General features: G+C 72.1%; 13 protein-coding genes and 1 tRNA gene. 5 read left to right on the forward strand and 9 right to left on the reverse strand.

Annotation, left to right across the window (positions count from 1 at the left end; all coding sequences use genetic code 11):
- The first annotated feature begins 318 nt into the window (after window positions 1-318).
- The 4 genes from tgmA to ABZ532_RS09125 all read left to right on the forward strand — a co-directional run bounded on the left by tgmA (window position 319) and on the right by ABZ532_RS09125 (window position 2,142).
- Window positions 319-510, forward strand: coding sequence for a putative ATP-grasp-modified RiPP (tgmA, locus tag ABZ532_RS09110; protein WP_338674114.1), 192 nt, complete (start codon window positions 319-321; stop codon window positions 508-510).
- Window positions 511-527: 17 nt separating this feature from the next.
- Window positions 528-1,511, forward strand: a complete 984-nt coding sequence (gene tgmB / locus ABZ532_RS09115; protein ID WP_361280626.1) for an ATP-grasp ribosomal peptide maturase — start codon at window positions 528-530, stop codon at window positions 1,509-1,511.
- 22 nt (window positions 1,512-1,533) lie between these two features.
- A complete protein-coding gene (locus ABZ532_RS09120) occupies window positions 1,534-1,773 on the forward strand; it encodes a chaplin (protein ID WP_361280627.1) in 240 nt (79 codons plus the stop codon).
- Window positions 1,774-2,065: 292 nt separating this feature from the next.
- A tRNA-Pro gene (locus ABZ532_RS09125) sits at window positions 2,066-2,142 on the forward strand.
- A gap of 96 nt (window positions 2,143-2,238) precedes the next feature.
- Here ABZ532_RS09125 and ABZ532_RS09130 read toward each other — a convergent pair.
- The 7 genes from ABZ532_RS09130 to ABZ532_RS09160 all read right to left on the reverse strand — a co-directional run bounded on the left by ABZ532_RS09130 (window position 2,239) and on the right by ABZ532_RS09160 (window position 18,519).
- On the reverse strand, window positions 2,239-3,324 hold the full coding sequence (locus ABZ532_RS09130) for a class I SAM-dependent methyltransferase (RefSeq protein ID WP_361280628.1): 1,086 nt from the start codon (window positions 3,322-3,324) through the stop codon (window positions 2,239-2,241).
- An 8-nt stretch (window positions 3,325-3,332) separates the two neighbouring features.
- Entirely contained in the window at window positions 3,333-4,568 is a 1,236-nt protein-coding gene (locus ABZ532_RS09135; protein ID WP_361280629.1) for a glycosyltransferase, read from the reverse strand.
- The gene (locus ABZ532_RS09140; protein WP_361280630.1) at window positions 4,565-5,455 is read right to left on the reverse strand and encodes an alpha/beta hydrolase; all 891 of its coding nucleotides are present in this window, start codon (window positions 5,453-5,455) and stop codon (window positions 4,565-4,567) included. Before ABZ532_RS09140 ends, ABZ532_RS09135 begins: the two co-directional genes overlap by 4 nt.
- A gap of 3 nt (window positions 5,456-5,458) precedes the next feature.
- The gene (locus tag ABZ532_RS09145; protein ID WP_361280631.1) at window positions 5,459-5,782 is read right to left on the reverse strand and encodes a phosphopantetheine-binding protein; all 324 of its coding nucleotides are present in this window, start codon (window positions 5,780-5,782) and stop codon (window positions 5,459-5,461) included.
- Window positions 5,779-10,497: a beta-ketoacyl synthase N-terminal-like domain-containing protein gene (locus ABZ532_RS09150; protein WP_361280632.1), complete on the reverse strand. Its 4,719-nt coding sequence runs from the start codon at window positions 10,495-10,497 to the stop codon at window positions 5,779-5,781. Before ABZ532_RS09150 ends, ABZ532_RS09145 begins: the two co-directional genes overlap by 4 nt.
- A gap of 1 nt (window position 10,498) precedes the next feature.
- Window positions 10,499-17,590 (reverse strand): SDR family NAD(P)-dependent oxidoreductase, encoded by a 7,092-nt coding sequence (locus ABZ532_RS09155; RefSeq protein WP_361280633.1) that lies wholly within the window; start codon window positions 17,588-17,590, stop codon window positions 10,499-10,501.
- A 461-nt stretch (window positions 17,591-18,051) separates the two neighbouring features.
- Complete coding sequence (locus ABZ532_RS09160; RefSeq protein ID WP_361280635.1) at window positions 18,052-18,519, reverse strand: MarR family winged helix-turn-helix transcriptional regulator; 468 nt, start codon at window positions 18,517-18,519, stop codon at window positions 18,052-18,054.
- A 107-nt stretch (window positions 18,520-18,626) separates the two neighbouring features.
- Here ABZ532_RS09160 and ABZ532_RS09165 point away from each other — a divergent pair, with 107 nt between their 5' ends.
- Window positions 18,627-19,484 carry an SDR family oxidoreductase gene (locus tag ABZ532_RS09165; RefSeq protein WP_361280636.1) on the forward strand — a complete coding sequence of 286 codons (858 nt, stop codon included), beginning with the start codon at window positions 18,627-18,629 and terminating at the stop codon, window positions 19,482-19,484.
- Window positions 19,485-19,540: 56 nt separating this feature from the next.
- On the opposite strand, the gene ABZ532_RS09170 is transcribed toward ABZ532_RS09165, so the two are convergent.
- Both ABZ532_RS09170 and ABZ532_RS09175 read right to left on the reverse strand, forming a co-directional pair.
- Window positions 19,541-22,546, reverse strand: a complete 3,006-nt coding sequence (locus ABZ532_RS09170) for an AAA family ATPase (protein WP_361280637.1) — start codon at window positions 22,544-22,546, stop codon at window positions 19,541-19,543.
- A gap of 201 nt (window positions 22,547-22,747) precedes the next feature.
- Window positions 22,748-24,550 carry a S8 family serine peptidase gene (locus ABZ532_RS09175; protein ID WP_361280638.1) on the reverse strand — a complete coding sequence of 601 codons (1,803 nt, stop codon included), beginning with the start codon at window positions 24,548-24,550 and terminating at the stop codon, window positions 22,748-22,750.
- Between the last annotated feature and the right edge of the window lie 590 nt (window positions 24,551-25,140).

Raw genomic sequence — 25,140 nt, forward strand, 5'->3', positions numbered from 1 at the left:
CGGGCGCTGCCGTCATGCCGCCCCGGCGGCGGTGGGCCGCGTTTCGAGCAGGTCGGGGGTGGAAAGCATTCGCTCACTGGATGTCGCGACTCCGCGCGAACTGGCCTATGCCTACTCGGAGTTGTGGGATGCCAGCGCGCAGTCACTTCGGCGTCGACCCACGTTTCAGGAAGACGAGAGTCAGGGGTCGAAAGGTTGAGCGAACGCATTGTGATGACATTCACCACCATCCCGGCCTGCGGTAACGCATGGTGATGAGTTGCCTACGACTTCAGCACGTACAGTTACGCGTGTGCAGACAGTCGACGAAGGAGACTCATGCGACCGTTCGTACTTAACTTCGTACTTCCGGCCGAGAGTCCAGCGGTCACGATTTCCTACAGCTATGACCCCGCACTGCAGCTGAACGTGCTGGCGGACGGACGCCCCGCGGTCGATGACAGGGCGGTGCTGTTGGCGACCGGGACGACCACGTCCACGGCCGGTTCCAAGACCCACTTCGACGACTGAACAGACCGGCATCAGAAATGACCGTGCTCATCCTGACCTGTCGGCAGGACGTGACCGCAGACATGGTGGTCGCCAAGCTGCATGAGCGGGGCGTGCCCCTGGTACGCCTCGACCCCGCCGACGTACCGGGCGAGGCAGCCCTGTCGGCCGAGTATGTGCAAGGGGACTTCTACGGCCATCTGTCCACGGAGGGACGCTTGTTGAGCATGAGCGCCCTGCGCTCGATATGGGTCCGCAGGCCCGGGGAGCCCGCAGCCCACGCCCCGGAACCCTCGGAGTGGCTCAAGGCCGAAACCGAACAGGCGCTCTACGGGATGCTGTACTCCGCCACCGCGCGGTGGATGAACCATCCCGCCATGTCCGCCCAGGCCCGGTGCAAGCCCTGGCAGCTGAGCCTCGCGCACCGCAGTGGTTTCGCCGTACCACCCACCGTCATCACCACCTTTCCGCGGGTGGCGCGGCAGTTCGCCGCCCAGTACCCGGACCTCGTGGTGAAATCGGCATCCGGTCCGCCGGTCGGTGACCCACCGGTCGCCCTGCCCACGACCCGCATCGGCCAGGATGCCGACTTCTCCTCGGTCGCCGCTGCCCCGACCCTGCTTCAGCAGTTCATCGCCAAGCGGGCGGACATCCGGCTCACCGCGGTCGGCGGCAGGCTGTTCGCGGCACGCAAGCTCGCCGCCTCCGACCAGGTCGACGGGCGCTACGGAACCACCGGCCACCACTGGCAGCCGGTGGATGTGCCCCACCGCATCGCCCGTGCCGTGCGCGACTACACCGGTGAGGCGGGCCTCGCCTACGCCGCCTTCGACTTCGCGGAGGACGGGGAGGGGGTGTGGTGGTTCCTGGAGTGCAACCAGGGCGGGCAGTTCGGCTTCATCGAACTGGAGACCGCTCAGCCCATCGCCGACGCGGTCGCCGGCTGGCTTGCCGCTGCGCCGAACGGGTCGGGCCGCGTTATGCCGAGCGCGGCCGCAGGGGATGGTCATCGTGTTCCATGACCACCTCCCCCAAGGAGAGACCATGCGTATGCGCACTCTGGTGGCAACGGCCGCACTGGCCACCGCCGCGGTCCTCGGCGGCGCCGGTGCCGCCGCGGCCCACGACGGTCCCACCGCCATCGGTGTGGTGTCGGGCTCGCCCGGCGTGCTGTCGGGCAATGTGATCCAGATGCCGGTGTACATGCCGATCGCCTTCTGCGGCAACAGCTTCACCGTCATCGGCTTCCTCAACCCGGCGATGGGCGTCTACTGCCTCGCATGAACCTGGGCAGCCCCGAACCCGGCGGACCCTGTACGGGGGAGCGTGACACAGGTCTGCCGGGTCTGCCCGTGCCTGATAGTTTTCGTCCCTTTCGTTCCGAGTGGTTCCCGCCGTCCGTTCCCATGGCAGGCCTGACGCAGGGATGACGAGGGTGCGGTGTCCGGCCCGGCACGCACCGTGCGCACTGAGCCGCGCGGGCGGTCGGCCGGGAAACGGTTCGTGACCACCCAGGGAAGTGCGGTATGGTTCTCGTGCGCGTTCGGCCGGGGGAAACCCCAGGTCAGACGGGCACCGGGACGTGGCGCAGCTTGGTAGCGCACTTGACTGGGGGTCAAGGGGTCGCAGGTTCAAATCCTGTCGTCCCGACCAGCGAATTCGCCGGTCGGAAGCCGTTTCCTCAAAACAAGAGGAAGCGGCTTTTCTCCGTTCCAGGATCATTGAGCCGTTTCGGATCCCTGAGGCCCCTCAGTCACGCCGAGCCACCAGCCGGTACGCGTTGGCCAGCCCGAGAGGCTCGGCGGACCGCGCGAGGATCCGGTCCGCCAGCGTCGCCAGCAGCAGGGCCGGCACTCCGGCCAGCAGCACCGCTGTGCGCAGCGCGCGGCGCACCCGTCCGGGTCTCGCCGGCAGCCACGGCAGGTCGTCCCGGGGCGCGGCCTCGTCCAGAGCCAGCCAAAGCGCCGCCACCAGATCCACGGCCTCGTGCGCCGACCCGTGCTGCTCCGCCACCACCGTGAATCCGAGACCCGCGAGCGCCCGGCGCAGATTGGCCATGGGCACCAGATGGAGGTGCTGCGGCTGGAGCCAGGGGAGCCACCAGCGCCCGAGCAGCCGGGCATAGCGGCTGTCCGGATCAGGCACCTCGATCACCAGGTGCCCGCCCGGGCGCAGCGTCGCACGGGCCGCCTCCAGCTCCCGTATCGGCTCTGTGCTGTGCTCCAGGTAATGGAACATGCTCACTACGTCGTACTCGCCGGTCAGACCCGGCGCGAGCTCGGTGAAGCCGCCGCGGTGGCCCCGCTCGACCCGCCCCTCACGGGCGGCCAGATCCACACCGTCGGAGCGGTCGAGCCCGTCGAAGACCACATCCGGCAGGACCTCCCGGGCGACCTCGCAGAAGTGCCCGTGACCGGTGCCCACATCGAGCCACCGCTTGGCCTCGCCGACATACGGAAGCACGGATGCGGCCCGGCGGCGGTACGAGGCGGCCCTTCCGCTGAACATCCCGTCGAGCTGCCGCTCGCCCAGGCCGTCGTAGAAGTCCCGGTAGTAGAAGTCGAGCCCCCGGGCGTTGAGCCGCGGGTTCTGGAACAGATGCCGGCAGGAGTGGCACCGGTCGATCCGGAAGTTCCCCGGCTTGTGCTGGAGCAGGTCGGAGGTCCGCAGATGCCCGCCGATCCGCGCCGATCCGCACCAGGGGCAGGTGAGCCGCAGCGGCTCGAAGAACGCCTGGGGGCCGTCGGCGAGCTCGGCCCGGTACGCGGGGCGCAGTGCGGCCACCGTCTCGTGACGCGGTCGCTGGGGGCGGGAGCGCCCGGAGCTGGGGTTCATGCCGGGGTTCATAAGGGGTACTCCTCGTTCCTGTCGCGGGCGAGCTGTTCCAGGTGGGTGGCGGCAGCGGCGGCTCCGCCGGCCGAACGGAAGGCGGAACCGATCGCCCGGGCCGCGGCCCGGTACCCGGGGGCGTACAGCACGGCGTCGACGGCCGCCCCGACCCTGGCCTCGGTGGCCCGGCCGAAGCGGACCCGTACCCCTGCTCCCGCGTCGGCGACCTGTGCGGCGATCACCGGCTGGTCGTCCCGGATCGGTGCGACGACCAGCGGGACGCCGTGCCACAGTGACTCGCAGACCGTGTTGTGGCCCGCATGACAGACCACCGCGTCGACATGCCCGAGCAACGCGAGCTGCGGCACCACGGGCACGGCGAGCAGGTCCTTGTCCTGCTGCGCCTCGTACGTGTCCTTGCCCCGGTGTGCGGCGTCCCCCCGCGCTGAACCGCTGCCGAGGACGCCCTCCGGGTCCACGACGACGGCCTGCATCCTGTCCGCCCGGGCCCGCAGCGCCGCGGCGCACTCGGTGAGGAAACGCCTGCCCACATCGGTGTTCGCGGTGCCGAGGGTGACCAGGACCGTCGCACGGCCCGGGTCGAGCCACTCCCAGGGGAAGCCCGCGGGGCTGGGGCGCGCGGTCAGCGAGGGTCCCACCCAGCGGATCCGGTCCCCGCCGCGGGCGGGCGGACCGGCCAGCTCCTCGGTGGTGAACGCCAGCACCAGATGGGGCGAGAACCGCGGATCCGCCGTGCCGTCAGGGGCGCCGATACGCCGACGCAGCCCGTCCAGCAGCGCCTCGTTCCAAGCCGCGACCTTCGGCATCGCCGACAGGACGTCGGCGAACTCCGCCGATGTCGTCGCCGATGTCGCCCACCGCACCCCCAGCCGCTCGGCCACGAGCCCGCCCGCCGCCGCCTGCTGGTCGGCGACCACCACATCGGGACGGAACACCTCCACCGCGTCCCGGACACCTTCCGCCATGGCGTCGGCGAGCGGCACCAGGAACCGCTCCCAGAGGAAGCGCAGCGCCTCCGGACCCCGGATGTCCGCCGGCCGTGCCGCCCCGTCCGCCCAGGCTGCCGGGGACGGGAAGACCCGCGCGTCCTGCCCGGCGAGGCGGTGCACCACATCCGGCTGCCCCGCCCAGGCCACCTGGTGACCGCGGTCGGCCAGCTCGGCCGCCACCCCCACCAGGGGGTTGATATGCCCGACGAGCGGGGGGACGACGAACAGATAGCGGCTCATGGCGCATTCACCTCCACGGGCGTGCCCATCGGCGACTCCATGGGCGTGACCACCGGTATGCCCGCAGGCGCGGTCGGCAAGGGGCCGTCGTGCCGGTGCGGATGGCACCCGATCCAGTGGAGTACGAGGTCGCGCACCCGCCCCGGCGCCTCCACCAGGACGGAGTGCTCGTGACCGGGCAGCAGCACCGTCCGGCACCGGGGCAGCAGGGCCCTCAGCCACGGTGCCTGCCCTGCGAGGTCGGAGTCCTCGCCGTACACCGCGAGCACGGGACAGCGCAGCGAACGGATGTCCCGCTCACCGGCGAGCTCACAGCTCGTGACCTCGGCGGCGATCGCGGTGTCCCGCACCAGCCGTCCCGCGGCCTTCGCCAGCCGTGCCGTGTGCCCGCCGCGGTGCGCGGCGATCCAGTCGAGGGCATCGCGCTCGTTGGCCGTCATCTCGTGCCGAACCCGGTCAAGCAGACCGGAGATCTTGTGTGCCCAGGAGGGCGTGGCCGGTTCGGACTCGATGACCGCGATGCTCGCCACCCGCTCGGGATACCGCAGGGCATAGCCGAACGAGACCGTCCCACCGAAGGAGTTGCCGACCAGATGGACCGGGCCGTGGATCTCGAGCCGTCCGAGCAGTGCCCCGAGATCGCCCACGAACGCGTCCAGGCTGTACCCCGTGGCCGGGCGCCCACTGCGGCCGTGCCCCCGGTGGTCGTACATCACCACATCGAGTCCGGCCGCGGCGAAGGCGGGGGCGACGGTGAAGTAGTAGCTCGCCAGGCTGTCGGTCAGCAGACCGTGCAGCAACACGACGGTCGCTCTGGACGGCCGCCCGTCGCGGGGACCGAGCCGCTGGACGTGCAACCGGATGCCGCCGGCTTCGACGATCGCCATCGGTCAGTCCGCCCCGGCGCTCTTGAGGCACTGGGCGACGTACTCGACGAGCCGGCCCACGGTGAGCTGGATGATGTCGTCGAGCTCCATGGAGGCCACGAACTCGGCGAAGTTGACCGTACGTCCGTACCGTTCCTCCAGGTGACCGGCCAGGGTGACCAGATCGATGCTCTCGAACTCCAGATCCCTGCTGAAACGGGTCTCCATCCCGACCTCGGTGTCGTCAAGGCCGTAGTCCTCGAGCACCAGCTCGATCATGGCGGTGATATCGGCGAGAATCTCGTCCTGATCCGCCCGTAACGGGCCCGCAGGCTGTGTCGTGGTCACTTCCCGTCCTCCTCGTCACTTGCTGTTCCGGACCGTTCCGGAGCTCCGGTCCACGCCACCACATAGGCGCGCGGCGGCAGCCCCGGGGGATTGCCCACCTGCTCGCAGTGGACCTGATGGGTGCGCACCGGCACACCCGAGCCCGTACGCACCTCGACCGTCAGCAGGTCCCGTGCCGCCCTCACGACTGCGAAGTCCTTGGGACGGCCGCCGAACCCCGTGCCCTCCGCCTTGGCGGCTGCTTCCTTCGCCGCCCAGAAGCGGGTGAACCACAGCGCCCCGGACTCGCCGGTGGCGCTCCGGCAGGCGGCCAGCAGCCCACGCTCCTCCCGGCCCAGCGCTGCCGCCAGTGTGGACTCGCCGTGCTCGGTGACCTCCTCGATGTCGATACCGGGACCACGCACCACGGCCGGATCACCGCCGTCGTCCGCGACCGCGGAGAGGCGGGGCGCTACGAGGGCGACGGCCGCCTCGGCACGGTGGGCTATCGATACCGTGAGGGGCGGCAGCTCCCGGCCGTGCCGGCCGGACACCACGGGGCGGCCGTCCGCGTCGTTGTCCACCCGCAGTTCGGCGGGGAACACCGGGCCCCCGCCCCGCTCCCAGAGATACCTGCGCACCGCGTCCTTGGCCGCGATCCGGCCCAGCAGCCACTGCCGGCGGCCGCGCGGCGGCTGCCGCTCGTAGGCCTCGCGCTCGGCGCTGCCCAGCATGTTGCGCATGATCAGATCGCGCGACGCCAGGTCCGGCCACCGTTCATGGACCAGCGACCAGCCACCCGCGCGTGCCTCGGACAGGGTGTTGCGCTCGGGGAACCGTTCGACCGGCCGGGTCTTCGGGTCGTTGTCGAAGCGGCGGTCCTGCCAGCCGTCCAGCTCGGCCCACACCGTGCCCCCGGACATCAGCAGGGCATCGGCTTCGAGCAGCGATCCGGTCAGGGAGGTGATACGGATCAGGCACTCCAGTGCCGTGCCCGGCGCGGGCGGCGGGCCGAAGAACCGCATCCGCCGCATCCGCACGGGAAACACCACGGTCCGTTCCGTGGCGGTCGCCATGATCCAGTAACCGAGCACCTGACCGACGTTGTCCAGCAGCGCCCCCGGCGCGGGAGGCACGGTCAGCACAGCGCGCACATGACGGTCCCCGATACCGGTCAGTGCGGTCACGCCCTGGTAGGCCGGCCCGTGGAACATCCAGCGTTCGTCGTACAACTGGGCAGCGCTGTGGTCAGGTTCGCGCTCGTCCCGGAACACGTCACGGTCCCGTGCAGGCGGCGGTTCGGGATGACGCCCGGCGAGCTCGATCGTCGCCCGGGCGTGCGGGCCGAAGGACACGGCGACGCGGTCCGGTCCCGACGGGGTGACGGTGACCGTGACCTCCATCGGTCCGGCGGCCGTCAGCCAGCGGTCGAACCGGGCGTCGTGCACTGCGATCGCCCGCATCCCCGGGGCGCTTCGCTCCGCCGCCTCCATCATGTGGTGGACGATCGTGGTGGCCGGGACCACCGGCCAGCGGTCGGACACGTCGGGCCAGTCCGTCCGCTGCCGGAAGAAGCAGTGGTCGAGCAGGTACGGCATCGAATCAGGCCCGACGCGGACCGTGTACGCGCAGCGGCCGGAGCCCGGTTCGGCCGCGGAGCCCGGTTCGGCCGCGGGGACCGTGGGGACTGTGGGGGATGGACGGTGCCGGGCCGGCGACACCGCGCGGGTCACGGGCCCCCGGCGCGGTGGCGCGTGGATTCCGGCCACCGCGATCAGCTCGGCGGCGGTGGCCGTGGTGTCCTGCATCAGCGCGGTGAGCTCGGCGAGGACCGGGAAGCGCGCGGCTGCCGCGGGGGCAGCCGTCGGTGCGGACGGGGCGGCCGGACGCCGGGGAGCCTCCGGCATCAGCGAGGAGCGCAGTGCGGCGGCGACATCCCGGTCCAGTGAAACCAGGGCACCGCTCAGGTCGAGACGCACCGGCGGGGGTGTCTTCCGCCCGGTGGCTGGGACGGCTGTCCCGTTGGCCGCGGGTGTGGCGGGACGGTCGACCACGTCGGGCCGCACCGGCGCGCCCTCCGACCACAGTGCCACCGCCACCCGCCGCAGCTGCGCAAGGCCGGAGCGACGGGACGAGTTGGCCGCCACCACCAGATGGTCCCGGCCCGCCAGTGTGTCGTCGATCAGGGAGCCGAGCTGTCCCGTGCCGACCTGGACGAACGCCCGGAAGCCGGACCCGTACAGCGCTTCGGTCAGCTGCCGGAAGCGGACCGGCTCCAGCAGATGACGCACGAACAGCGCGCGTACTCCCGCTTCGTCGTCGGGGAACGGCGCCGCCGTCGTGCCCGACCACACCGGCACCGCGGGCCGGTGCAGGGCGAACCGCTCGGCCGCCGCCCGGAACGGCCCCAGAGAGGGCTCCAGCATGGGGGTGTGGAAACCGGACCGGAAGGGCAGCACCCTGCACAGCACACCTCTGGCCCGCAACGCGCCCACGAACTCCTCGACCGGCTCAGGTGGTCCGCACACCATCGACTGATGGGGCGCGTTGTCATGCGACAGACTCACCGGAAGACCGGAGTCCTGGAGCGCCTCGGCCACCCGGAGCGCGGACATGCCGACGGCGGCAAAGGCGAGGTCCGGCACCGTGACCGTGTCGGGGTCGAGCGAGGCCATGAAGTCGTCGACGGCACGCTCGGCGTACATTCCGGCCGCCGCCATCGCCGTCCACTCACCGATGCTGTGCCCCGCCACCGCCTCAGGCACCACACCCATCCGGCGCAGCGCCGCGTCCAGCAGCCGTCCCACCGCCACCACACCGAGACCGTGCCGGCCGATGTCGCCGACCTCGGCGAGTGTGTCCTCGCCGGACCCCCCGGGCGTGGCGATCCCGAAGTGCTCCGCGATTCCCTCGACTTGCGGTGCGAAGTCGCCTTCGAGCCCGGGGAAGACGAAGGCCACACGGCCGGGCCGGGCACCGCCGAGCAGTGGTTCGGGGGCGAACCAGACGTCATTGCGACCGCGCCAGGCCTGGCCCTTGGCGGCGACCCGCCGCGCCAGTGCCAGACGCCTCGGCGTGGGATCGACGATGCCGAGCCGGGTCCGTTCCGCCGGCTCCGCCCCGGCAGGGCCGGACCCGGTGGCCAGTACGGTCCGGTCGTCCGCGTCCAGCAGGGCGGCCAGCCGCTCCGGGGTACCGGCCGCGAGCTGCAACACCCGTTCGGGCTCGGCCACCGACACCGACCCTGGCGTGCCGCTGGCAGCACCCATGGTGACGGTACTGCGCAACGCCACTGGTTCCGGGGCCTGTTCCAGGATCACATGGGCGTTGATCCCGCCGAAGCCGAAGGCGTTCACCGCCGCGCGCCGCGCGTGGCCCGGACCGCTCTCCCAGGGGACAGGCTCCGCCAGCGGACGGAACCGGGTGTCCGCGAGTGCGGGGTGGGGGTCCTCGCAGTGCAGCGTCGGCAGCAGCACTCCGTGATGGACGGCGAGCGCGGCCTTGACCAGGCCCGCCACCCCGGCGGCAGGCATGGCGTGGCCGATCATCGACTTCACCGAACCGATGACCGGTGCTTCCCCGGAGCCATCACCGCGCAGGCTGCCACGGGGGCCGAACACCGCGGCGAGCGTGTCGAGTTCGGCCGCATCGCCGGCCGGTGTCGCGGTGCCGTGCGCCTCCAGCAGGCCGATGGACCCCGGCGCCGCGGGATCCATCCCGGCAGCCCGCCAGGCCTGCCGTACCGCCCGTATCTGACCGCCCGGATCGGGGTTGACCAGTCCGGCCGTGCGACCGTCGCTGCTCACTCCCGTGCCCCGGATCACCGCGTAGACACGGTCGCCGTCCCGTTCCGCGTCGGCCAGCCGCTTCAGTACGACCACGCCCGTGCCCTCGCCGATCAGGATGCCGTCGGCGTCACGGTGGAAGGGCCGGACGCGCTGGCTCGGTGACAGCGCGCGCAGTTGCGAGAAGACACTCCAGAGCGTGATGTCGTGGCAGTGGTGCACACCGCCCGCGAGCATCATGTCGCAGCGCCCTGTCGCCAGTTCACCCACCGCCTGGTCCACCGCCACGAGCGAGGAGGCGCACGCGGCGTCCACGGTGTAGGCCGGTCCCCGCAGATCCAGCCGGTTGGCCAGCCGTGAGGCGGCGAGGTTGGGTACGAGCCCGATCGCGTTCTCGGGCCGATCCGGGCCCAGCCGCTCGGTGAACGCCTCGCGGACCTGGGCGAGTTGGTCCGCGCCGAGCCCGGGAAGCAGCTCGCCGAGCGTACGTACGAGCTGGTTCGCCGTGCGCACCCGCTGGTCCAGCCGGACCAGTCCGGGAGTGAGATAGCCGCCACGGCCCAGCACCACCCCGACCCGCTCCCGCACCGGCAGCCGCTCGTCCCCACCCGCGTCCGCGAGGGCCGCAGCCGCCACGTGCAGGGCGATCAGCTGGTCGGGCTCGGTGCCCGAAACGGAGCTGGGCATGATGCCGTACCGGGTGACGTCGACGTCCGTCAGCGTGTCCACGAAACCGCCCCTGCGGCAGTAGACCTGGTCCGCGGCGGCGGGTCCGGTACGGGACCCGGGACGGTAGAACTCCGCGTCCCAGCGCCCTCCCGGGACCTCGCTGATCGCGTCGACGCCGGTCAGGAGATTGCGCCAGTACGTCGCCAGGTCCGGAGCCCCGGGCAGCAAGACGGCCATCCCGGTGACGGCGACGGGCACGGTGCGGAACTCGGCACCGGTCATCTCACCACTCCGAAGCGGTGTGGACGACGGTCCCGGCCGTCATGTCGCCCCACGCCAGCTCCTTCAGCAGGGCGAGTGGGCCCACTTCCGGGTCGATCAGGGTGATCCCGCGCTGCGAATAGGACCGGGCGAGCTCGGGGCCGACCATTCCGGTGTGGATGCCCGACGGCGCCCAGGGGCCCCAGTGCAGGGTCACCACCCGGTGTCCCGTGCGTGCCCCCCAGTGCTCTCCGAGGCTCTCCAGCGCGTCGTTCGCGGCGGCGTAGTCCGCCTGGCCCCGGTTGCCGAGCACGGCGGAGATGCTGCCGAACAGCACCACGAATGAAGGACCTTCGGGCAGCTCGTCGAGCGCGGACAGCAGGGACGCGGCCCCGGAGACCTTGGTGCCGTAGACCCGCTCGAAGGACTCGGCGGACTTCTCCTCGATGAGCCGGTCCTCGATGACACCGGCCGCGTGGATCACTCCGTCCAGTCGCCCGTGGTCGGCGTGGATCTCCTTGACCGCCTGGAGCACGGCCGCGGAATCACGGCAGTCCACACTGCGGTAGCGCACCCGGCTGCCCGCTGCCTCGAGGGCCGCGAGAGTCGCGGTGATCTCGCGCTGGGCCAGGATGAGTCCGGCGGCCCGGGCGATCTCGGCGGGAGAGCCGTACGCGCCCTGTGCCGCGAGGACACCCCGCAGGGCGGCCTCGTCCCCGGCCGCCGCGGTCACCGGACTCTCCGGGCCGGCCGGCGCCGGTGTCCTGCCCAGCAGCTCGATGCGGCAGCCACAGGCCCTGGCCAGGGCGGCGGCGCAGGCGGCCGTGATGCCACGGGCCCCGCCCGTCAGCAGCACCACCGCGTTCCGGTCCAGTCCGATGGCCTCGGCTTCGGCCGCCCCCTCGCCCGCCGGGCCCGCACCCCTCAGCCCCAGGGGCCCGAAGGGGGCCTCGGCGAGTTCGGCTACGGAACGTCCTGCCCGGCCGCGCAGTACGGCCGGAGCGCCGCTGGGCGCGGCCAGCTCCTCGAGCACGGCGGCGGCCGTCGAGGCCGGTCCGCCCGGTCCGGGCAGCCCGTCCGGCAGCAGGTCGATCACCGAGGCCGCTGTGTCCGGGTACTCGCGGGCGATGCTGCGGAAGAGCCCGCCCAGGCCCGCCGCCCGCTCGCCGGTCCGGCCCTCGTCGGCGTAGCGCACCGCGATCAGAGTGCCGGGGCGGGCGCGCAGCGCGGCCTTGATGGAGGGGAAGGACCCGGGGAGGACAGGGAGTCCGGACTCCGCCAGGGGGTCGAGGAGGACGACACCGTCCAGCGTCCCGTCCTGGTCCGTGAGCAGATGCCCGGCGGGGAAGCCGACGGCCGTGGCACCGGCGTCGGTGAGCCGCTGCGCCAAAGCGGCTGCCACACCGGCGCGGTCGCCGTCACCGTCGCCGATGAGCGCGAAGCGCCGCCCGGTGAGCCGGGCCGCGTCGGGTTCGGTCGTCTCCGGCAGGGGTGCCGGGCGCAGGACGAATCGCTTGGGCGCGGCCACCGCGAATGATGCCGTGTCCTGTGTCCCGGTCACGGCGGTCCCTGCGTCCGCCGTGGAGTCAGCGGCCACCGCGGACGAAGATGGCCGGTCCGCGGGCGCATCGCCGGCCGATGCGGTGGCGAGGGCGGCGATCCTGCCGGCCAGCGCGTCGGCGGTCCTGGCCTTGGCCAGGTCCTCCATGGCCGCGTCGTCCAGTGTGGCCACGTCCACCGCCACCGCACCCGCGGCGACCAGCCGTGCCGCCAACTCGCCCACGATCTCCGTGCGTTTGATCGAGTCGATGCTGAGGTCCGCTTCGAGATCGAGACCGGGTTCGACCATGTCCGGTGGATAGCCGGTGCGCTCGCTGATGATCTCCACCACCATCCGCAGCACGTCGGCATGGGACAGTGCGGAGTCCGGGCCCGTCGCGGCGCCTTCCGGAGCCAGGGCTGCCGGGCCGGCCAAGGCCAATGGCACCGGAGCGGGTGAGGAGGACCGGATCGCCGCGGGGTCCACGGTGCGCGGCGCTGGGACGGGGCCCGCGTCGGCGGCGGTCTGGCCACCCCCGAAGTAGGTGAGCAGGACATCGCGTTGTGCCGCCACCATTTCCCGGCTGGTCCGCAGGAATTCGGCGATCAGCGCGTCCTGGCGTGCCGCGGCCCCGTCGGCGCCCTCCGGGCCCTCGAGGTGGTTTGTCGTCACAGTCGTCTCCACCGTTTCCACGAAACGTCGGGCCGGTGCCAGCGCACCGGGCAGAAGTTCTCCGGAGGCGGTACGGACCAGATGACCGTCGACCGTCCAGCCGGGCTGCCGTTCGGCGGCGGCGCGCCCCGGGTCGACCGCGTCCCGCCCCTGGAACATCCACCCGGTGCGCACCGGCAGTCCGGCCACCGCCAGCCGGGCGAGCGCATCCAGCAGTCCGGGCAGACCGCTGTCCGGCCGGGGCTCGCAGGCGATGGCGAGGTGCGGCCGGTCGCCGAGGATGTCATCGACCAGCCGGGTCAGCACCCGGCCGGGGCCGGCCTCCACGAAGATCCTGGCGCCGGCCGTGTACATCGCCTCGATCTGTTCGGCGAACCGCACCGGCGCGCCGAGCTGCGCGGCCAGTTCCGCGCGGATCGCGTCCGGCCCTTGCCCGTACGGCCGCGCGGTGCGATTGGACCACACGGCGAACTCGGCGTCCCGTAAGGTGTGTTCGCCCAGTACCCGAGCGAAGCGCTCGCCCGCACCCGCCACCAGTGGGCTGTGGAAGGCGCAGGCCACCGGGAGCCGTTTGGCACCGTGGCCCGCCTCGCGCAGCAGTCGTACGGCGGCGTCGACGGATGCGGTCGGTCCTGAGACCACCGTCTGGCGCGGTGCGTTGTGGTTGGCGATGACCAGTCCGGAGACCTCGCCCGACGACCGGGCCGGGCCGAGGGCCCGTTCCACGTCCGCCGCTGACGCGGACACCGCGGCCATCGCGCCCGGGTCGCTTCCGGCCGAGGCGAGAATCGCCGCGGCCCGCTCCCTGCTCAGCTCCAGCAAGGTGCCTGGTTCCAGAACACCCGCCGCACACAACGCGACCAGTTCCCCGTAGCTGTGTCCTGCCGCCATGTCCGGCTCGATCCCGGCCCGGGTGAGCAGGGCGTGGGCGGCGAGACCCACCATGCCGAGGGCGGGCTGGGCGGCCCTGGTCTCCATGAGAGCGGTACGCAGCCGGGTGCGTACGTCGCCGTCGAACGCGGCGGGTGGATGCAGCGTCGCGGCGGTGCCGCCGTCGCAGGCCAGCAGGTGGTGCAGCCCTGGGAAGGCCGTGAAGATCTCCGCGTACATCCCCGGGCGCTGGCTGCCCTGCCCTGGGAACAGGAACGCCACCTCTCCCGGGGCGCCGGTCCCGGCCCCCGACCCGGATCCGCTGTCGGTGCTGTCCGCGAGGTGGATGCCCGCCTCTGGATCGTCCTCTCCGGCCAGTACCCGCCGCAGCCCCTCGCGCAGCTCCGCCTGGTCCTTCGCCACCACGGCGAAGCGCACCGGGCCGCGCCCGGTGTCGCCGCGCCTGGACGCGGCCAGTGCCAGGTCCCGCAGCCGCCAGCGCCCCGGCCCGTCCGCGCCGGCCGACACCAGGGCCAGCAGGTCCTCGACCGCTCTGCGCGCGGCCCCAACGTCCGTACCGCGGAAGAGGAACAGCTCGGCCGGCCAGACGTCGCGCCCGTGCGCCGGGGGCGTGTCGTTGTCGTAGGCGCTCAGCACCACATGGAAGTTGGTGCCGCCGAACCCGAACGCGCTCAGCCCCGCGAGACGTCGGCCGGCCGGTGCGGTCCACGGCAGCGCCTCCCGGTGGAACACGAACGGGCTCCGGCCCTCCTGCCAGGCCGGGTTGGGCCGTTCCAGATGCAGCGTCGGCGGTCGCACCCCGGTGTGCAGGGCCAGCACGGTCTTGATCAGACCTGCCAGCCCGGCCGCGCACTTGGTGTGCCCGATCTGCGACTTGACCGAGCCGAGGACACAGCTCCCCGGGGCCGCGCCCGCGGCCTCGAACACCTCGGTGAGGACGTTCAGTTCGGTACGGTCGCCGACCACCGTGCCGGTGCCGTGCGCCTCCACGAGGCCGATGTCGGCAGGCGTGGTCCCCGCATTCCGGTGCGCCCGGTCGAGCGCTCTGCGCTGCCCCTCCGGGCGGGGTGCCGTCAGCCCGAGCGAACGGCCGTCGCTGGAGCTGCCGACGCCCTTGATGACACCGTAGACGCGATCGCCGTCGCGCTCGGCGTCGGCCAGCCGCTTGAGCACCACACAGGCCACGCCCTCGCCCAGGGCGATCCCGTCGGCCGCGCTGTCGAACGCTCGTGAGCGGCCGGTGGGCGAGAGCGCGTGCACCGAGGTGAACAGCACGTAGTCGTTGATGCCGTTGTGCAGATCGGCGCCCCCGCACAGCATGACGTCGCTGGTGCCCGCGGCCAGCTCCTTGCAGGCGACGTCCACGGCGGCGAGCGAGGAGGCACAGGCCGCGTCGACGGTGAAGTTGGGACCACCGAGGTCGAGCCGGTTGGCGATCCGTCCCGAGATCACATTGGAGAGCATCCCGGGGAACGAGTCCTCGGTCAGCGCGGGCAGTTGCTCGTCCAGGCCCCTGGGCACCGTGCCGTAGTACGAGGGCAGTACGGCTCGCAGCGTCGCCGCGTTGGACAGGTCGCTGCCCGGCTCGGCGCCGAAGACCACACCGGTGCGCATCCGGTCGAAGTCCCGTCCGTCCGGGCCGAGCCCAGCATCGTCAAGAGCCCGTCGCGCGGCCTCCAGCGCCAGGAGCTGTACGGGCTCGATGCTGCCGAGCGAGGCCGGAGGTATGCCGTAGCGCAGCGGGTCGAACGGCACGGGCGGGAGGAAGCCGCCCCAGCGCGATGCTGTGGCACCGCTCGCCTCGGGGCCGTGTACATCGGGGTCCCAGCGCTCGCGCGGGACCTCGCCGACGGAGTCCACGCCGTCGAGGACGTTGGCCCAGAAGGAGGCGAGGTCGGGCGCGCCCGGGAACATGCACGCCATCCCGACCACCGCCACATCCAGCGGTCGGGGCGGCTCCGGTTCCGCGCCCTCCGTGGTGTCCGGGGAGAGCCCCGGACGTGCCCGCAATGCGGTCCTCCGCTCCTCCAGGAACTCCGCGGCGCCGTCGCAGACCGCGGTGTGCAGCGCCGCGACGGAGGTAACGGCGGACCGCAGTACGGCGACCTCGCCGGCCATGAACATGCCTTCCGCCAGCTGCCGTTCCTCGTCGACGGCGGACAGGGCGCCGTCCTCGGCACGTTCAAGGCCCTTGGCGGCCAGCCGAAGCCGTCCGACGTTGAGCCGTTCGAGCCGCTCCCAGACCTCACGGTCGCCGAGCCCCTCGCGGCGCAGATCGTCGCCGAGCGTGCGGAAGGAGTCGCTGAAGGGGCTCGGTACACAGCGGGTCGCGTGGCCGGGCGCCGTCTCCAGCAGAGTCGTCCGCTCCGCCGCGATCACCCGTTGCTGGAACAGCGGCTGGACCGCGCCCCGGGTCACGGCCTCCTCCGTGAACAGATACGCCGTGCCCATGAGCACCCCGACGGCGCAGCCGCGCGCGGTGAGCGGGGCGGCGAGTGCGGCGGCCATGGCGGCGGACCGTTCGTCGTGGATGCCCCCGGCGAGGAACAACTCGATCCGCTCAGCCTCCTGTTGTGCCCCGGTCCCGTCCCCGCGGTCCCGGTCCCGGACGCCGACCAGGAAGTCCTCCAGTACGGCGAGTTGGGCCTCCCAGAGCGGAAAGCTGTTGCGGGGTCCGATATGGCCACCGCACTCGGCGCCCTCGAAGACGAACCTGCGGGCGCCCGCGTCCAGGAACTGCCGCAGCAGACCCGGCGACGGCACATGCAAGAAGGCGCTGATCCCCGCTTCCTCCAGCGCGCGCGCCTGCGAGGGACGGCCTCCGGCGACGATGGCGTGCGTGGGGCGTGCGGCGACCACCGCCTCCAGCTGGGCCGCCCGTGTCTGCTCCGGGGCGAAGCCGAGTATGCCGACCCCCCAGGGCCTGCCGCCGAGGGTCTTCCGGACCTCCTCCAGCATCGTCCGTGACTGCTCGGCCCCGGCGAGCGCCAAGGCGATGAAGGGGAGGGCGCCGTCGTCGGCGACGGCGTCGGCGAAGCCGGCACGGTCGCTGACCCGGGTCATCGGACCCTGCGCGACCGGGAGCCGGGTGCCCAGCGCCCTGCTCATCGCGGAGCCGGGCCGCAGCGCGCGTACGGCGGTGTCCTCGCGCACGGCGTCGCGTACGGCATCGGCGACGGCGCGTACGGCGCGGCCGGTGTCGCGCCAGCGTTCGGCGAAGCCCGACGCGAGGAAACCGTCCTGGCCGACGGGGAGTCGCTCCTCCCACGTGCTGCCGCCGGCCACTGAGGCGTGGGCCGGGTGGCGGCGCAAAGTCCGGTGGCCGTCCACGACGACCGTCTCCGAGCCGTCCATGGTGCGCAGCACCGCCGCGACCGACTCGGGCACCTCGGACTCGGCCAGCAGCGCCAGCTGGGTGTCCAGCACCACTCCGGTGGCACCACCGACGACTGCCGCTGCGGCCGTCCCCGGGGCGATGCCTCCGCAGGCCCACACCGGGGTGCCGCGTAACTCGGTGTCCGCGAGCAGCTGTTGGAGCAGCACGAAGGTGCCCAGCTCGCCGACGGGGCCTCCGCACTCACTGCCACGGGCGATCAGCCCACCGGCTCCGGCCCGCACGGCCGCGCGTGCCGAGTCCAGATCGGTGACCTCGACGAGCACACGGTGGCCGTGCGGTACGTCCCCGGGCGCCCAGGCGGAGTCCGGTGCGAGTACCACGGTGTGCGGGCCCGGGGGGCGGTCGTGTGCGTCGCCGGACCGCACGGCGGGTGACGGTGCGGCGCCGAGTTCGTCCGGGCCCAGTCGGCACCGAGGACCGACGCGTACACCGAACCGGCCCGGTGTCCAGCGACGCAGTGCCGCCAGGGCGTCCCTGGCTCTTCTGTCACCAGCCCCCAGGTCGAGCACTCCGAGTCCGCCGGCGCGGCTGACCGCGGCGGCGAGTCGGGCGTCCGGCTCACCGAAGGGGGTGGTTCCGATGACCAGGTCCACGATGTGCTCTGCCGACGTCATAATTCTCCGAATAAGCGTTGGCGTTGCCCGGAGGTTAAATTTCGGTCAATCAGAAGCGCAAGACGTACGGAGTCCCGCAAAGCTCGGAGAAAGAAATTCGGGCTTCTGTGGAACGGCTTGAAGATAGCGTCGGGTTACTCAACGGTCAACCAGCGGCGGATGGCCGAATGACCTTGGGTTTACGGCATGTTGGGAAGCTGGGGGGAGAAGGCGGGCATGCCGAAATCGGGCGGCGAGTACGGGAACTCGCGACCCAGGACCGCCAAGGAATTGAGCAGGAAAGGTGTAGGGGGGAGCGCAAGGGGAAGAGGTGGGGGATTCCGGCGGCGCGGCCCGCCATCTTTTCGTGTTGGCGGTGGACTGTCAACAACGCCGACGGAGATCATCTGACGGTTCATCAGTCGACGGTGTCCGGTGTGTGGTCACCGGCCGGAGAAGACAGCCGCGCCTTTCTCGTGCGCCTAGGCCGGACTCTCCTTGCTGGCCTTGAGTTTGCGCCAAACGGCACTCAGGGCCTCCAGGTCCTCCTGGTCCAGGAGATCGGTGAAGGCCGGAGCCAGACTGGCCCGCCGCGTCTCGTCCGCTTCCGCGAACAGCCGGTGGCCCTCGGGTGTGAGCGCCACCTCGATGGACCGCGCGTCCCGGGCTGACGGGGTGCGCGTGACAAGACCCCGGGCCTGGAGGGCGTCGATGACGCGGGACACCTGGCTGCGACTGAGCATCGTGCTGTTGCCGAGTACCGACGCGGGTACCGGGTCCGGGCTCGAGGCCAGCCACAGCATCACCTCGAACCAGGAGACGGGGAGGTCATGGGCCTTGCTGAGGGCGCGGTCGACGCGCTCGGTGAGTACGGTGCCGGCCCAGACCAGACCGTAGAAGGCGTGGTCGGCGACGGGCATCTCGGCCTGCGTGAGCTTCCTTTTCGGCATAGCCTGAGTCTACGGGTTGCGTGTGTGCACACATAATGGTTATGGTGTGTGTACACGCACAGATTTGCACAGCAGTGTTCCCCGCTTTGCCATCGAAAGGCCCCGCCATGTCCTCAGAGTCCGTTCAGTCCGCCCCCGTCGTCCTGATCACCGGCACCTCGTCCGGTATCGGCCTCGCAGCCGCCGTCGCCGCGGCGCAGGCAGGCTGGCGCACCGTGGCGACCCTGCGCGACACCGGCCGCGCCGACGCACTGCGCAAGGCCGCTGCCGACGCGGGGGTGGAGCTCGACATCCGGCAGCTCGACGTCACCGACCCCACGTCCGTCACCGCCGCGATCGACGGAGTGGTGGCCGACTACGGCCGGCTCGACGCCCTGGTCAACAACGCCGGAGCCGGACACCTCGGCACGCTCGAGAACGAGACCGTGGACGATGTCCGGCAGGTCATGGAGGTCAACTTCTTCGGAGTGCTCACCGCCTCCAGGGCCGCCCTGCCCCATCTGCGGGCCTCCGGTGGCCGGCTGGTCACCGTCACCAGCGTCGGCGGCATCATCGGCCAGCCGTTCAACGAGGCCTACTGCGCCGCCAAGTTCGCCGTCGAGGGCTACATGGAGAGCCTTGCCCCGGTGCTGGCCAGTCTCGACGTGAAGGTGTCGGTCATCGAACCGGGCGCCGTGGCCACCGAGTTCGTCAACAACCTCGGCATCGACCTCGAGGCAGTGATCGCCGAGGCCGGTGTGTACGCCCCCGCGCTCCAGGCGTACATCGCCCGCACCACCTCGCAGTTCCTCAACGGCGCGCAGACCCCGGCCCAGGTCGCCGAGTCCGTCATGGAAGCGCTCACCGCCGACAGCCCCGCGTTCCGCATCCAGACCTCAGACTGGGCCCGCGGCTTCACCGGCACCAAGATCGCCGACCTGGACGGTTCCGCGGTGCTCGGACTCACCAGCGCCTGGATCGCCTGACCGTTCCCGCGCTTTTCGACGCCGGGCCGGCCGCCCCGCAGGTCCTGTGTGAGGACCTACGTGGGCGCCGGCCCGGCGTCGGTCGTCAGCGAGCCCGTACGGCCGCCCGCCCACGCTCCCAGCGCGGTGGCGAGCTGCGCACGGGACCGGACGTCCAACTTCTGGTAGATACGTGTCAGCCGCGCCTCGACCGTCTTCACGCTCAGATACAGCCGGGCCGCCGCCTCCTGGTTGCTGGCGCCCTGGCCCACCATCTGAGCCAGGCGCAGCTCCGCCTCCGTCAGCGACGACAGCGCGCCGCCGCGCGCGGCCGGAGCCGGTTCCGGGGCACCGGCCGGAGTCTCCTTCGCGAGCGCCAGCCAGGACGCCGCGCCCGCCCGTTCGAAGACGGCTGCCGCGGTGTGCAGCGCGTGCTGCGCGGCCGAACGCCGCCGCCTGCGGCGCTCCACCCGGGCGAGCGCCACCAGCGCCCGGCCCTGCTCGAGCGGCAGACCGGCCGCCGCGAAGCACTCGGCCGTGCGGGTCAGCAGGGCGGCCGCCTCGTCCGTCTTCCCACCCGCGGCCAGCAGCAGCCCTTCGGCGCGATCGCACCCCAGCAGCACCGACCAGCGGCCGAGGCGCTCGGCGACCGGGCGTACTTCGGCGAGCAGCGTGGCTGCCTCGTCGAGGGAGTCGCTCGCCACCAGCGCCTCCGCCAGCTCCTCGTGCCAGCGGAGCATCGAGGGGTCGACGGCGGCCTGCGCCCGCTCGCCGGACTGCACCCGGCGCAGTGTCTCCAGTGCGTTGGCGACGTCTCCCATGACGAGCTGGACCCGGCCGAGTGCGTACAGGCTCCGCGAGAGGAAGACGTTGTCGCCTTCCTCTTCGGACGCCTGCGCACTGCGACGCGCATAGCTCGCCGCGCGGGCGAAGCTGCCGCCCGCCGTCTCGGCGAGCGCCAGCGCGTACCAGGCGGGCCCGGGGGACAGGCCGGCCTCCAGGGTCAGGGCGAGCGACCGCCCGGCGTGTGCGAGCGCGGCCGTGCACTGGCCCTGCCTGGCCTCGACCTCCGCGAGCGTACGGAACAGCTCGATCGCGTCCTCGACCGAGCCGCGCCGCTCGACCAGCGGCAGCAGGGTGTTCAGCCCGTCGCGTGCGTCCATGAGCCGGTCGTCGAACAGGGCATGGCGGATGGTCAGAATCTGCGCGGCGTTGCGGATGCCGAGCGGGCGATCGGCCATCTCCAGCTCCCGGGCCTCCTGGAGCACGCGTTCCTCTTCCAGGGAACCGAGGACACGTTCCATCCGGGCCTGGACGGTCAGTGCCTTCGCCGCCGTCATCCGGTCGCCGACCGAAGCGGCGAGCGCCGCCGAGTCGATAGCGGCGGCCCGGGAACGCACCGGATCGCCGTCGGCCAGCACGTACTTCACCGAGAGGCGCAGCTGTACGGCGGCCCTCAGTGCGGTGTCACTCTCCGAGTCCTCCATCGCATGGGCGTAGATCTCGTCCAGCCCCGTCAGCCCCTGGCCCGCCGTGTCCAGCACCGCGAGCCTGGCCCGTACCCGGTCGGCGGGGGAGGCGTCACGTGCCAGCAGGTCCGTGGCGGCGCGCATCGCCAGATCGGCGCGGGCCGCCCGGGCGGCCTCCTCCGCGGCGTCCACGAGGCGGGCGATGCGCTGCGGGCCGTTGCGGCCCGGCGTGGACTCGGCGGCGAGCAGGGCGAGCTCGGCGGCCAGGGCGTTGTTGCCGCGCCGCCGTGCGCTGTCCGCCGCCGCCGCGACTTCTGCGGCCAGCTCCTCGTCGGGGATGTCGGTGGCCAGGGCCCGGTGCCTGACCTCCTCGACGGGGTCGTCGACGACCCGGGCCAGCGCCGCGTGCCCCTCGCTGCGGTCGGTCCAGCAGGCGTCGTGCACCAGGGTCGAGGGAAGGATGCCGGCCCGGAAGGCCACCGTTCCGTCCTCGGTGAGCAGGACGAGACCGGCCCGTTCCGCGGCCGCCAGATCGGCCTCGGCCGTGGGGCGCCCGGCGCGGCGGATCAGTGACGCGGTGGGACGCAGGGCGAGTGCGGCGAGGAGCAGGGTGCCCCTGACCGGGGGTGAGACCAGCCCCAGCAGCTGCCGTGACAGATCGCGGGCACGTCCGGAGAGCGACAGTGCCTCCGCGTGGTGCACGGGCGTCCGCGCGTCCGCGAGCGAGCGGCCGACGGCGAGCGCGAGCCGGGGGTTGCCGCCGCTGGCCTTGTGGATCCGCCCGGCCATGCGGGACGGCAGCCTGTGGTGGATGAGGAGCTCAGCGATGTCGTCGGCGTGCAGCGGAGGCACCAGCAGCACATCGGCCTCCGACGGCACCCACAGCTGCTCGGGCCCGGTGGCGCCGGCGTCGGGGTCGTGCGCCTCCGGGGTCTCGATCGCGATCACCCGCAGCGCCGGCGGGGCCAGATGGAGGGCGAAGCGCAGCAGATCGGCACTGTCGGGGTCGATCCGCTGTACGCCGTCGACCACGAGCAGCACCGGACGGTGCCCGGCGAGGGTGCGCAGTATCTGGGCGAGTGCCAGCCGCAGGGCGATGGGGTCCCACCCGCCCTCAGGCACGGGCGCTTCACGGCACAGCATGGCGACGGCGTCGCGCTGGGGACCGGGCAGCCCGTCGCGAACGTCGTACGAGCCGGTATGGGCACCGCCGGGCGCAGGGACCGCGGAAGGCGCGGCGGGCGCGCCGGCGGACGGCGAGTCGCCGGGGCGGGACACCTCCATGGCGCCGCGGACCGGGCCGTCGGCACCGGCGGGCGCCTCGGCACCCTGCGGTCCGAGCTGTCCAGCGGGGGACAGGGTCGCGGACACGGAGGCGACGAGCGCGGCCGCGGTCGCACCGGGGATGGAGCGATCACCCGGGAGGGTGGCGAGCCACAGCACGGTCTCACCGCGCGACTGGGCTCGGGCGGAGATGGCCAGGGCGACCTCGGTCTTACCGACCCCCGCCGACCCCGTGAGCAGGGCTCGTCCGCGTGCGTGGAGCACCCTTTCGAGACGTTCGATGACCTCTGCCCGGCCGACGGGCGCAGTGCGTTTCTGGATCGACGTCACGCACCCACCACCCCCTTCCGGCCTGCGAGCCCCCTGCCCGTGTGTGCATGCGTGCAGTGAGGATACGAAGTCCATCGTCCCAGTCCATGCCCGGCGTCCGGCATGCGGACAGGACTGTACCCGGAAAGCGGCCGGGCGCGCCCGCGGCTTTCGCCTGCGAACGCGCCCCTGACCAGTGAAAACAGACTTCTGTCAGCCGTCTCAGAAAGTGAGACCCCAGCTGTCGATGTAGCCCGTGTCACCTGACGCCACATCGCGGACCTGGAGCTTCCAGGTGCCGTTGGCGACCTCGCTGGACGCGTCGACCGTATACGTCGCGAGGACGTTGTCGGCGCTGTCGGAGCCCGAGGAGGTCTTCAGGCTGCGCACGGTACCGTCCGGGGCGATCAGGTCGATGGCCAGGTCGCCGCGCCAGGTGTGCTTGATGTCCACGGCGACCTTGAGGGCGGAGGGTGCGTTGCCGGTGCGACCGGTGACGGCGATCGAGGACGACACCGTGGCGTTGTCGTTGATCGTCACATCGGTGCTGTTGGTGAAGGTCGCGCCGGTACCGGTGTCGGTGCCGAGCACGGCGTTCACGGTCTTCGCCGCGTCGGCGATGCCGGAGCCGCAGCCACCCGAGCAGGTGCCGGGGAGGGCGCGCGCGTTCGCCTTGATCGCGGTCTCGATTTCTGCCGGGGTCAGCGAGGACTTCGCGGACTTCAGCAGGGCCACGAGGCCGGCGATGTGCGGCGCGGCCATCGAGGTGCCCTGGTAGGGCTCGTAGTTCTCGGCCGACTGGGTGGTGTCACCGGAGTTCAGCGTGGAGAGGATCGCACGCTCGGGGGTGGTGACGGTGCCGGGGGTGTCGGTCGAGCGGCGGGTCTCGCCACCGGGCGCCGCGATGTCGACGGTGCTGCCGTAGTTGGAGTAGTAGGAGCGGGCGCCCTCAGGGTTGGTGGACGCCACGGTGATGACGTTCGGGCAGTTCGCCGGGGTGGAGCCGGACGCGTTGGAGTTCTCGTTGCCCGCCGCGACCACGACCGTCGTGCCGCGGGACACGGCCGCGTTGATCGCGTTCTTGTAGACGGTCGGGCAGGTGGAGCTGGAACCGCCGAGGCTGAGGTTGATCACCTTGGCCGGGGTGGGGTTCGTGGTGACGCCCGGGACGCTGCCACCGGAGGCCCAGGTGATCGCGTCGGCGATGTCGGAGGACGAGCCTCCGCACTTGCCGAGGACACGCACGGGCTGGATCTTCGCGTTGTACGCGATACCGGCGATGCCCTTGCTGTTGTTGGCCGCCGCGGCGATGGTGCCCGCGACATGCGTGCCGTGCCAGGAGGAGTCACTGGCCTCCGAGCCGATGCCGCACTCGCCGTCGGTGGCGTTCCAGTCGCCCTCGTCCTTGGGGTTGCTGTCACGCCCGCTGCCGTCGCGGGCGTCGGCCGAGTCGGAGATGAAGTCGTAACCGGAGACGACGTTGGCGGCCAGGTCCGAGTGGGTGGCGTAGCCGGTGTCGATGACAGCGACCGTGACGCCGCTGCCGGTGGCCTTGTCCCAGGCGGTCGGCACATTCATTCCGCCGGTGGCCGCGAAGAGGTCCCACTGGGCGGCGTACTGGGTGTCGTTGGGGGCGACGGCCATCGGGTAGGCGCGGATGTCCGGCTCCACGGACGCGACCGAGGGGTCGGCGCGGAAGGCGGCCATGACGTCGCTGAGGTCCTGCTTGGAGGCCGCGCCGCCCAGGTCGACGAGCGCGGCGCCGCCCGCGAGGCGGCGCTCGAAGGCCAGCTTCTCACCGGTCTCGGTGGCCTTGGCGGCCGCGTCGCTCTTGGCCGCCGTGTTGGAACTGGCCTCGGTGGACTGCGACTTGTAGGTCACGATGACCTTCTCGACCGGCGCGGTCGGCAGCTTGGGGATCGACTGCGCGGCCGGTGCGGGCTTCGGCGAGGAGTCCGCCGGGGCGGCGGCGAACGCCACGGCGGAGGTGGCGGCGACACCGACGATGGTGGCGGTCGCGGCCACGACGGATATGAGTCTCCGTCCGGAACCGTTCAAGGTGTTCCCTTTCAAGGAGCTGGGGATCGCAGACGGGCGGCGCGGAACCGCGGTTCGCTGTGGGGGTGCGACCCGCGGTTCCCGGGCTCCATCGCCCGTGCGCCGCCGCCTGCATGACGGCCCCTGGTCAAGGGCCGCCGCCGGACGAAACACCGTGTTCACATGCGTTTACATGCACCTGACATTCACCCGTCAGGCACTCGGAATCGCCGGTGCGGCAGACAGTAGGGAACGGCGAGATGAACTGGATACGGGGAAAACCCTTGCCTCACGGAGGGCCCCCGGCAGGGGCTGCCGCGACCGCCCAGGCGCGCCGCCGCGCGCGAGCCCTTCGCCGCCGGAGCTGCCGGCTCCCGGGGAAGCCGGGAAACCGGAATCCGGTCGATCACTCCGTCTCCGGAGGTCACGATGGATGTCCTGGTGCTGATTGGACGCATCTTCTTCGTGCTGGTGTTTCTCACCTCGAGGTCGGACACCTCACACAGAGCAAGGTCATGGCGCAGTACGCCGCCGCCAGGGGCGTCCCCGCCCCGGCCCTCGCGACGTCGGCAGCGGGG

Source organism: Streptomyces sp. NPDC019396, assembly GCF_040632375.1.
Lineage (GTDB): Bacteria > Actinomycetota > Actinomycetes > Streptomycetales > Streptomycetaceae > Streptomyces.